The sequence below is a fragment of the Vibrio sp. Vb1127 genome (genome assembly GCF_033338735.1).
GTDB classification, from domain to species: Bacteria; Pseudomonadota; Gammaproteobacteria; order Enterobacterales; family Vibrionaceae; genus Vibrio; species Vibrio alginolyticus.
Map to the genome: position 1 here is coordinate 1 of NZ_JAWOTF010000045.1, position 10,606 is coordinate 10,606.

Here is a 10,606-nt window from a genome sequence, read left to right on the forward strand (position 1 = left end):
CTATGCGTTAATTTTAGTGATTAAGGTGGTTTGCAGCGGCATCTGTGTTGCGTTACTCACCCCTTAATTGGGCGTTAAATTGCAGGAGGCAACGTGAAAGTATTTGAAGCTGATGAATCTTTTAGAGATGCACTAAATCAGTTTTATCGTGAACAGGGTTATCACAGTGGGTGGAGTAACTCCGAACGTGCATTTATTGCTACCAATGATGATGAAAGCGTTGGTTCTGTAAAAGTTGAAGTTGGCAATGGTATTTCAGTGTTGCGTGGTATGTACATTGCCAAGGGTTACCAAGGAGGCGGGTTTGGCACAGAGTTTTTAAAGCATATTGAACCGATACTTAATGAAACGATCTCATATTGCATGCCTTTCTCTCATCTTGGTAAGTTTTATGGACAGATAGGTTTTCAACCTGTTAGTCCAGATAGTTTCCCCGAGTATCTTGCAAAAAGATACCGTGGTTATGAAGAAAAAGGGTACCAAATAATAGCGATGCGTCGTGAGCAAGCAATTTAACAAATTGCTTAAGAGTGATTCGTAACGCGTGGCATTTTTACTTTGCGGTGGCTTATGGTGATTAAGGCGCTATGCGGTAGCTTTTGTATTGCGTTACTCACACCTTAGCAAGGCGTTATACGCTTATCAGGACAATCAATAAGGAGCAAGGAAATGAATCAACATGAAAAACTTAATTATGTTGAGTTGGGCGCAAAGGACTTAGAGTCAACAAAATCATTCTTCTCTTCAATTTTCGGTTAGGAGTTTGTTGACTATGGTCCTGAATATGCGGCATTTTCAAATCAGGGATTAGACGGCGGTTTCTTCAAAGCTGATTGTTGCAGCCAAATCAATACTGGTGGAGCACTTTTAGTATTTTATAGCACTGACATCGAAGGTACGTTAAACAAAGTCGTTCAAAGTGGTGGTGAAATCATTCGCCCGATATTTGAATTTCCTGGTGGCTGCCGTTTTCACTTTCTAGAGCCAAGTGGTAATGAGTTCGCAGTGTGGTCGGAAGCCCGCGTATAACAAAGCATTTAAGAGGGATTCACAACGCTTGGCAGTTTTGGCTTAAATTAGCTTAAGTGTTTACGGCACAATGGTTTAGGTCAGGTGGTGGCGTTGTTCACCCCTTAATGCGGCGTTAGCCGCCCCGCACAGGGAATACATTAGGAGGCAACTTTGAAAATATCAAATGTAAGTCAGTTTGTTGAAGTGATATCAAAATATAAAAATGATTCATCTTGGGTATTTCGAGGACAAGCTGTTGACTCATGGGATCTAAAGCCTAAGGTATTTAGGGAACCATTTGAGCAATATGATGAAGAGCATATGTTGGATGTTTGGTCTCGAGTTGCTATCAAGCATTTAGACAAACAGCCTACATCTAGGCTGGAGTGGTTAGCGTTAGCTCAGCATAACGGTTTACCTACTAGATTGCTGGATTGGTCATATAATCCACTGGTTGCTTTGTATTTTTGTTGTAGTTCTCATCACAATAGCGATGGTGAAGTGTTTGCTTTACGAAGCCGATACGATTCAATTGATAATAGCTTAGACCCTTTTAAAATTACCGAAGTAGATATGTATCGAGCAAGCTCGTTTATTGAGCGCATTTCATCACAGCAAGGTCTCTTCACCATTCATCACGATAGCAAGCACTGTTTAAAAAAAGATCAGAAACCATTTTTAAGTTTCGATGTTTATCGAGTACCAGCATCATCTAAGTCCCTAATTCTCGATGAACTGCATTTGTTGTGTATCAACGAATATACAATTTACCAAGATCTAGAATCTTTATCCAAAAGTATGGTCTGGCAAATAACTGATCACGAAGACGTATCATTTAAAGGCGGCTAACAAACAATTCAAGAGTGATTCAGCTCGCTTGGCATTTTTGGTTTGGATTGAGTTTAGTGTTTATGGTGGTCTAGTTAAGTGTCGTGGTCGCGTGCTTCACACCTTAATTGGGCGTTAGCCGTCATAAGAAATATCGAGTAAAATTTGATTAAGTTCAGTACATTAAGACTATATATAAGAGGTTGTAGATTCGTGAAGTGGCTGTTTGATACGTTTTTGGTTAAGCCCATAGTGTGGCTATTTTCATTTCAGCCAGAAGAGAAGCAAGAAAAGGACCCAGCACAAAAGCTCTTAAATAGTATGAGAATTACTGCGAAATGCAGGTTTAATGCCTCAGTTAGGCTTGAAAGAGCAAGTACATACTCGTTTTTGACCACAACGGTATTGTCACTAGGGTTGATCTTTATGCCTTTGTATCAAAACTCTGGTTTAGCTATCCCATATAGCGACAAGGTCCTCAGTATGCTGCAAATTTTCTTAGCTGTAGCGGTTTTAGTTTATTCAGTTGTTATTGGTACATCTAAGCATGATCTACGCGCAGCAGCGCTTGATCGCTGTGGTGTAGGTATCAAAGAACTGATACGCAAGCTTAGGAACGAGATCTCTGAGTCTAAAGGAAGTGGAGTTAGTATTAATCTAGAAAAGTATCATGCTGATTACCACGAAATATCAACAGAACCAGAAAATCATGTTCGAGTTGACTATTTGTTTGCCGTTCTAGAGTCACGCTCTGACTTCGATATAACAGGATTAAAAAGACTGTTTTTTCTGGGAAAAGCTTATGTAATGTATTCGATTCCATACCTCATCCCAACTGCAATGATGCTTTTTGAAGTATTGTTTATTCTCGATATTTTGGGGGTAACTAATTGCTTCACTAATGTGTTTGGCATTGCAAAGACAGCTCCGGCTACACCTGCCGGCTAACAAAGCATTTAAGAGTGATTCGCAACGCTTGGCAGTTTCGCTTCGCTCAAGTATAGCCAAGCGTCGCTCACACCTTAATGCGGCGTTATGTGTCAATGGGTTTCTAAACAGAGTGAGAAAGATAAAAATGCAGTTTATTTGGGAAGTCTCGGACGTAGAAATAGATACCTTGTTACCTCAGTGGAAATGGTTGCTTAATCCTACAGGGAAACCTTTGTATCTAACCATCATGGGTGACTGGCTATTTGGTGAAGTGGATGGCTCAATTTCATTGTTATCGGTTTTAGATGGTACCTATGAAACAATTGCTTCGGACTTTCATGAGTACAATAAAATGAATAAATCACAAGATTGGTGTGATAATGTCTTTTTAACTAGTTGGTATGACTTGGCGCTCGAACACGGGCTACAACCAAAACAAGACGAATGCTTAGGTTGGGATCTGCATCCAATTATTGGTGGTGAGTTTTGTATGGAAAATTTGCAAGTATTTACTATGAAAGTATATCAATCACTAATGTCTCAGTTGCATTTTCAACTTCAGCACGCAAACACATAACAAACTGTTTAAGAGTGATTCGCAACGCGTGGCATTTTTGCTATGCGTTGCGTCTAATGTTTAAGGTGGCATGCGGGAGCATCGGTATTGCGTTGCTCACACCTTAACAGGGCGTTAACTGTCTCATCGAAAGCAAATAATTACAGAGGAATCTATGTTCACACAGCAACAAGTTGTGAAACTTAAAGTCGGTGAAGCCGACGTTATTTTTGACGGAACTCTAATTCTGTCTTCCGTCTACCTCATGCAAGAGGAATGTTGGGCTACAACAGCGGCAAGACCGGGGTATCCTGAGGTTACTGAAATGCTTGAGGTTAATTCATCTCTAAGTTGTAACTTTGGTGATCTTTATGAAGTTAGGCTGCTCACAGCCAACAGTTACGAAGTTACGGCTTTGGTTACAAAACTACCTTTGATGGAATCTGCGGAGAGCATTTTTAATACCTCCAATCTTTTGAATAGTGCAGAGAGTGGCGAAGCTTTCACAAAAGAAGAAGCTGAAGTGTTAAAGCGACAACTAGACGAAATGAGCGTTCAAATTGTTAAAATCATTACGCAGGTCAACAAAGTCACTGAGTTAACCGAGGCCCAAAACGACTACCTTAAAAGCTCATTTAATATGCTTCATGAAAAATTAGATACTGGTAGTAAAGAGTCATGGCGACAAGCTGCGTATGGAGTAGTTGCAAGTATCGGATGTACTTTCATGCCTGATCTCCAAACGACACAGAGCTTGTTCCAAATTGCTGGCTCATATATATCTTCAGTTCCTACTATGTTGTTAGGCAGCAGTTAACAAAGCATTTAAGAGTGATTCGCAATGCTTGGCAGTTTCGCTTCGCTCAAGTATAGCCAAGCACCGCTCACACCTTAATGCGGCGTTAAGCGTCAATGTGGCAATTTTAAACTAGGAGTATTTATGGATTTCGATGCACTGGCATATCCAGAGGTGGTTTTCATTGAAGGGCAAGAATATAAAGCTCAACGAAATATGTCTAAAGGGCACGTTTTGGTACCTTATACTGAAACTCCTGATGTAGGGATAGGCGATGTAATTACGCAAAAGTCCGGTAAACGTGAAATCCATTTGAAAGTCCTAGACGTTCAATTTTTAGAGGGTGGCTCGTTAAACGTCGGTACTAATCATCCTCATATGTTGACCTTACATGTGGAAAACACGACTTCTCAACCACACAAAACAAGTTCATCTAGCAATACAACTTTTAATATTGGTAGTATCTCAGGCGAGCAGCTTCAAGTCGGTAACAACAACACTCAATCAGTTACTATCAATGTCCAAAAGTTGGTCGAAGAAGTCGCAAAAAGTAATGATCCTGAAGCAAAGAGTTTACTTAAACAATTGTTAGAAAACAGCACTGTTGGGAGCGTTATTGGAGCAGGAGCTTCGGCATTGATAAGCATACTTTGAGTTGACGCTTAACAAACTGTTTAAGAGTGATTCGCAACGCGTGGCATTTTTACTATGCGTTGCTTTTAGTGTTTAAGGTGGTATGCGGCGGCTTCGGTATTGCGTTGCTCACACCTTAACAGGGCGTTAGGCTAATCAGGGAGATAAAGATGTCACTTTGGGTTTTGGTTCCGCTTTCATTTTTCCAGCTTGGAGTAGGTTGCATTATAGGTTTTGGGCTTATATTTCTCTCAGGTATAGATCGGGGAGAGAAGCTTTCTGAATTCAACAATAATGTTTGTGTAGCGCTATGGTTTCTATATGTCTTTTCGGTGTTCACGAGTTTCGGACTAGTAATTTATTTTTACTTAATTGATAGCCAAGCATCGTATTATCTATGGTATTTAACGCAATGGGTGGTATTGGCCGTTCTTGTAGGCTACTGGCGAATAGCGAGCGTAAAATTAGCCTAACAAACAGTTCAAGAGGGATTCACAACGCGTGGCATTTTTACTATGCGTTGGTTTTAGTGTTTAAGGCGGTATGCAGCGGCTTCGGTATTGCGTTGTTCACCCCTTAACTGGGCGTTATACGCTTTATGGAAAATGATACAAAAAGGACGTTATGAAGTTATCTGAGTTACAAAGTCATATAAAAGAATTCGATTATGCGCCAGAGCAATCTGGACACTATTTTTTAAAACTAATCGAAGAAGTTGGCGAATTATCGGAATCTATTCGCAAAGGTAAAAATGGGCAACCAACGCTAGATGAACTTAAAGGTTCAGTCGCAGAAGAGTTATATGACGTTTTGTATTATGTTTGTGCTCTAGCCAATATTCACGGTGTAAACCTTGAGAAAACGCATGAACTAAAAGAAGTTTTGAATAAAGCTAAGTACAACCGATAGGACGCGTATAACAAATTGTTCAAGAGGGATTCAGCACGCGTGGCATTTTTACTATGCGTTGGTTTTAGTGATTAAGGCGGTATGCGGTAGCATCGGTGTTGCGTGCTTCCCCCCTTAACAAGGCGTTAACTTTCTTTTGAGTTTGGAGGTAAATTTGTCAGTAGGCTCAATTGGTAAAAAGCAAGCAAAGTCTGGAAACGTTGGGTACAGTGATCCAGTAACGATCCATGAAACCACACGTTCAAGAATAGACTTTGTTCCATTTTATATAACTAAATCTCATGGCGTAGAGCTTGCTGGAAAGATCATCACGTACAAGAAAGACAATACCCCTTTTGGGTGGCTTCCTGTTGATGAGAAATCTGTGTCGTTACAAGCAGGTTCGTTACTCAAACTATATGAAGCTATTAAATCTCACGTTGCGGTTAAAGATGAAACAGAGGGTGACTTTCTTCTAATTCGTGTCAATGACGGTACAGCTCAATTAGCTGAGCATGACCCTCAATCCGTCGCAAATGCGTTAACAGCAGTGTTGTCTCAAACTGAAATCGTTAAGCATCTGGAAAATACAGACCTATCTGATGAATTAGCAAATGCATTAAAAGGTTCTATCCGCCTAAAAGACATGAAGTCAGCAGTTAATCAATTGCGTAACCATCTAAACAACCAAGAAAACGATGAAAAGATATACCAAAAGTGGTGTGAGGAATATCCTTGGGCATTTGGTAATGCATACGTCGTTAACGACGATGTTAGAGCTATCTCCCCTCACGACCACTTAGACTTGATGCTATCCAATGTTATTGGTGGCTTTAGGGATATCATCGAGTTGAAGCGCCCGAATATGGAAGTTTTAAACTACGATAGTTCTCATCGGAATTTCTATTTTTCTTCTGAAGTTTCTAAGGCAATTGGTCAATGTCATAGGTATATGGATGTCTTTAATGATGTCGCATCCAAAGGGTTAGCAGATCACCCTGAAATTGTTGCATATCATCCAAGAGCAACGATTGTTATTGGTCGCTCTTACGATTGGACTGCTGAAAAGCACAAAGCGCTACATGGCTTGAATTCACGACTAACTAGTTTATCAATAATGACTTACGATCACCTTTTGAACCAAGGAGAAAGGCTTGTAAATTTACTTGAACCTAGTCAGTGTACTGAAAGTGAAAGCAATTCTGTAGATAATGATGATTGGTTAGATTTCGAGTTTTAGAAAGTTAACAAAGCATTTAAGAGTGATTCGCAACGCTTGGCAGTTTCGCTTCGCTCAAGTATAGCCAAGCGCAGCTCACACCTTAATGCGGCGTTAGTTTGCAAGAGGAAAAACGCAGCTATATCACAGGATCTAGTGGTAAAAGCTCAAAGTCGAAATTGTCGTATCGGCGTTCAATTTCAGTGTTAACGAGCGTGGTGAAAATCCAAAATTGGCATCTTTTTAACGGTTGGTTTGTTCTTTGTTGTGGCTACTTTGGGGTTAATTGAGCTGAACTCTTTTGTTGAAACTCTGCTCGTTAAGTTTGCTGGTACAAAAGCCGATTTACTCGCTGAAATAACGTTTTCTCTGAAGTGGTAAATTCATGTGGTCTCAGTGACTCTGTTGAAAGTCCGCATTGTGATATTGGTTTTCCAAAAGCGCTTTTTGGTGTTGTGAGTTCGTTTTCTGCGGCGTTGTTTGTTCCATGTGGTTTCATTGAGTTGCCGCTTTGAGACTAAGCCTGACTTAAGTGCATTAAAGCACATAAAGCTTGTTGTTTTCAAAATTTAAAATAACGTAAAATCAACTCCTTGGGTTTGCAAACTAACAAACTGCTCAAGAGGGATTCGCAACGCGTGGCATTTTCACTATGCGTTGAATTTAGTGATTAAGGTGGTATGCGGCGGCTTTTGTATTGCGTTGCTCACCCCTTAGCAGGGCGTTATATGCTTAGGGAGGTCGTTGTGGGAATTGATGTAAATGAAATGAGAACACCTTTCATCAGGATGCATCAACTAAGAAATGTTGATGAAAAATATACCTTTTTTTATGATGAAAGTAATAACTTTAGAAAAGTCTATTTAAAAACAGGCGGCTTTAACATAAGCAAACAAGATAACTTTGTTTTATCTGGTATTGTAGTTAATGATATCGTAGAAGATATTGATCTTGGTAGTTTAAGGGAAGATCTTAAACTTCAGAAAAATGTAAAAGAAATAAAAACAAAGCATATTGGTAGTGGTAATTTTCTTGATTTTTTGAATGAGGAGAAAGTAGGGGTATTCCTCGACTGGCTTGAACAGCAAGAATTATACATCCACTATTTTAATTTAAATGTTAACTATTGGGCTATTGTTGACATCATAGACTCCTTAATAGATGAAATCGGTGATAACTCGTTATTTAGCTATCACATGATGTTAAAAAGTGATTTGTACAAAGTGGCAATGAACGAAAAGGATGCATTCTTTGACATGATGAGAGCTTTCGAATATCCCAATATAAGAGAAGAGAATATTACAAACTTTGTCGTCTGGCTTCGAAGTTTCATTAAGTTAAACTCGTATGTTTTGGAAAGTAAGCGAAAAGATTTGTTATTGTCATTGTTTCAAAACGAGACGCTCCTAAAAAAACTTTTCTTTGTTATGGATAATGAAACAAACGTATTAATTAATAATTTTCTTCCGTTCTATGTCAGAACTCTTTATATATTTAAAAACTCTAGACACATTTTTGATGATGAGAAGTCAATAGAAAAAATCATGCATACTTTCCCGTTGTATGACAACGGAGAAGAGTTAAATAATCATTTGTTTATCAATTCAATAAACTGCAATGCAGTTCAAATTTCTGATCTTATCTCTGGTTTGTTGGGAAAGTATTTTACGTTTATAAATGAACTTGATATTTGTGATATGAAAACAGTTAAAAATGCATTAAATCAGAGACAGTTGAATAACTTAAGCCTACTTAAAAAAGTTATAGACCGCTCTGATGATCATAGTAATGCTTTCTTTAATTCAGTAATCAGCGAAGATGAGTACATAAAAAATGATTATATGTTGCACTCAATAAAACGCATATAACAAACTGTTTAAGAGTGATTCGCAACGCATGGCACTTTTATTATGCGTTGCGTTTAGTGTTTAAGGTGGTATGCAGGAGCTTCGGTATTGCGTTGCTCACACCTTAACAGGGCGTTATGTGAATTGTGAAAATTAACAAGGATTGTATATGAAAAGTGCAAAAGCAGATGCTTCTCTATATTTACTGACAGGCTTACTACAAAGGCTAGAAAATAGTAATCCAGGTCTAGTGGATGAAATGCGAAAGGGTGTACAAAGTGACAAAGCGCAATTGTCTCTAGATACCCCAGATCATGAACATATTGCTGAAATCTTCAATGAAGCTGAATTATTACTAACTCGCATCCAAAATCTCAGTAAACAGTGAAGTGGTTTAAGCGTTAAAGTCCAGCTTCCTTAGTACAATGTTACTGGTAAGAAATTCACATAACAAAGCGTTTAAGGCGGATTCCCAACGCTTCGCATTTTCGGTTTGCTTTGGCTTAAGTGTTTACGGCACAATACTTTAAGTACAGTGGTCTGCGTTGCTCACCACTTAACGCGGCGTTAGGTTTTAGTGCGAAAAATTTTTAATTAAAGGTGAGGATAAAAGTGGAAGAGCGTTGGAGTAGGCTTGTCAATTGGTGTAAAAGAACTGATATCAATTGGTCTAATTTAAATAAAGTTCATGATGTAAAACTCATTTCATCAATGTATGTTTGGATATTTATTGTTCCTGTAGCTGCCAAAGTACTATCAGGAACTAATGAATTAGCGTTAGTAACAATTTTTGATTACACCTTCGAGTTACACTTAAAGCTACCATTTTCTTGGCAACTATTTTATTTTTCTGCTTTGTTTTTTGCCGGTGCGACGCTAATTTATAATTTACTCTGTCCTAAACTAATTCAGCAATATCCTTCTTATAGTTCATTCGAAAGAGAAGGGAAACAAGAATGGCACTTACGCCCTTTTGCTAATGATATTGGACTTTCCTATGACGACTTTAAGTTCGATCTTGAAGAGTCCATGCGAGAGGAAGAAGGGCGAATTTATGAAGGGAAGGAGTATATGCAAAGTGTATTCTGGCACCTTTATTGGAAAGCTGATAGGGCGAGAAAAACTGCATATATCGTATGCTGCGCATGTTATGCGGTTGGATTCATGCTAATTTCAGTTGTTTTTGTACAAAACTTTTGGTGGGTTCTTAAAAACATCTTTGGATTTTAGATCAAACCTAACAAACTGTTTAAGAGTGATTCGCAACGCGTGGCATTTTCACTATGCGTTGGCTTAAGTGTTTAAGGTGGTATGCGGCGGCTTCAGTATTGCGTTGCTCACACCTTAACAGGGCGTTAGTTGCCAACGAGAAAAACGCAGCTAAAACAAAATATTTAGGGCTAAGGTTCGTGTGTTTTTGGCTCGGTTTTCGTATTTCAATTTCTAGTTATTTGGGTTTGTAAAATCGTGCGTTGGTTTCTTTTGTGGTCGTATTCTCTATTTCAGAAACCGATTTATATGTTGAAAGTTAGTTCTGTAACATTGTTTGTCCAAATGCGCTTTTTGGTGTTGTTAGCTCGTTTTCTACGGCGTTTCATGTTCCAAGTGGTTTCAGTGACAGTCGCTTGGAAACTGCGCCTGATTTGAGTTTTCCAAAACACGTAAAGCTAGTGTTGGCAAAGCAGTAATTAACATCAAATCAAAGCTTTAGGTTTGGCAACTAACAAAGCATTCAAGAGGGATTCACAACGCTTGGCAGTTTTGGTTTGAATTGGCTTTAGTGTTTTCGGCACAATGGTTTAATTTGGGTGGAATGCGTTGTTCACCCCTTAACTGGGCGTTAGCTTACAGTCTGAAAAATCAAACTCATATAGCTGATGTTAGGTAGGGCATATCGT

The 10,606-nt window shown here is 38.9% G+C and carries 11 protein-coding genes and 1 pseudogene; all 12 read left to right on the top strand.

Annotated features, from left to right (window positions below; translation table 11 throughout):
• Positions 1–93 precede the first annotated feature (93 nt).
• The 12 genes and pseudogenes from R7H07_RS23505 to R7H07_RS23560 all read left to right on the top strand — a co-directional run bounded on the left by R7H07_RS23505 (position 94) and on the right by R7H07_RS23560 (position 9,938).
• Positions 94–516: a GNAT family N-acetyltransferase gene (locus R7H07_RS23505; RefSeq protein ID WP_206960153.1), complete on the top strand. Its 423-nt coding sequence runs from the start codon at positions 94–96 to the stop codon at positions 514–516.
• Positions 517–669: 153 nt separating this feature from the next.
• Positions 670–1,029: pseudogene (locus tag R7H07_RS23510) on the top strand (VOC family protein).
• A gap of 153 nt (positions 1,030–1,182) precedes the next feature.
• Entirely contained in the window at positions 1,183–1,860 is a 678-nt protein-coding gene (locus tag R7H07_RS23515) for an FRG domain-containing protein (RefSeq protein WP_206960151.1), read from the top strand.
• A 192-nt stretch (positions 1,861–2,052) separates the two neighbouring features.
• Positions 2,053–2,787, top strand: coding sequence for an SLATT domain-containing protein (locus tag R7H07_RS23520; RefSeq protein WP_161609114.1), 735 nt, complete (start codon positions 2,053–2,055; stop codon positions 2,785–2,787).
• Between the two features lie 127 nt (positions 2,788–2,914).
• Entirely contained in the window at positions 2,915–3,346 is a 432-nt protein-coding gene (locus R7H07_RS23525; RefSeq protein WP_042524345.1) for a T6SS immunity protein Tdi1 domain-containing protein, read from the top strand.
• Between the two features lie 154 nt (positions 3,347–3,500).
• A complete protein-coding gene (locus tag R7H07_RS23530; protein WP_025523671.1) occupies positions 3,501–4,142 on the top strand; it encodes a hypothetical protein in 642 nt (213 codons plus the stop codon).
• 123 nt (positions 4,143–4,265) lie between these two features.
• On the top strand, positions 4,266–4,775 hold the full coding sequence (locus tag R7H07_RS23535) for a hypothetical protein (RefSeq protein ID WP_206960149.1): 510 nt from the start codon (positions 4,266–4,268) through the stop codon (positions 4,773–4,775).
• A 603-nt stretch (positions 4,776–5,378) separates the two neighbouring features.
• Complete coding sequence (locus R7H07_RS23540) at positions 5,379–5,663, top strand: MazG nucleotide pyrophosphohydrolase domain-containing protein (RefSeq protein WP_206960148.1); 285 nt, start codon at positions 5,379–5,381, stop codon at positions 5,661–5,663.
• Between the two features lie 154 nt (positions 5,664–5,817).
• Entirely contained in the window at positions 5,818–6,882 is a 1,065-nt protein-coding gene (locus R7H07_RS23545) for a Shedu anti-phage system protein SduA domain-containing protein (RefSeq protein ID WP_206960146.1), read from the top strand.
• A gap of 725 nt (positions 6,883–7,607) precedes the next feature.
• Positions 7,608–8,729 carry a DUF3800 domain-containing protein gene (locus R7H07_RS23550; RefSeq protein ID WP_235047378.1) on the top strand — a complete coding sequence of 374 codons (1,122 nt, stop codon included), beginning with the start codon at positions 7,608–7,610 and terminating at the stop codon, positions 8,727–8,729.
• A gap of 148 nt (positions 8,730–8,877) precedes the next feature.
• Complete coding sequence (locus tag R7H07_RS23555; RefSeq protein ID WP_206960144.1) at positions 8,878–9,096, top strand: hypothetical protein; 219 nt, start codon at positions 8,878–8,880, stop codon at positions 9,094–9,096.
• A gap of 224 nt (positions 9,097–9,320) precedes the next feature.
• Complete coding sequence (locus R7H07_RS23560; protein ID WP_104047921.1) at positions 9,321–9,938, top strand: hypothetical protein; 618 nt, start codon at positions 9,321–9,323, stop codon at positions 9,936–9,938.
• Positions 9,939–10,606 lie beyond the last annotated feature (668 nt).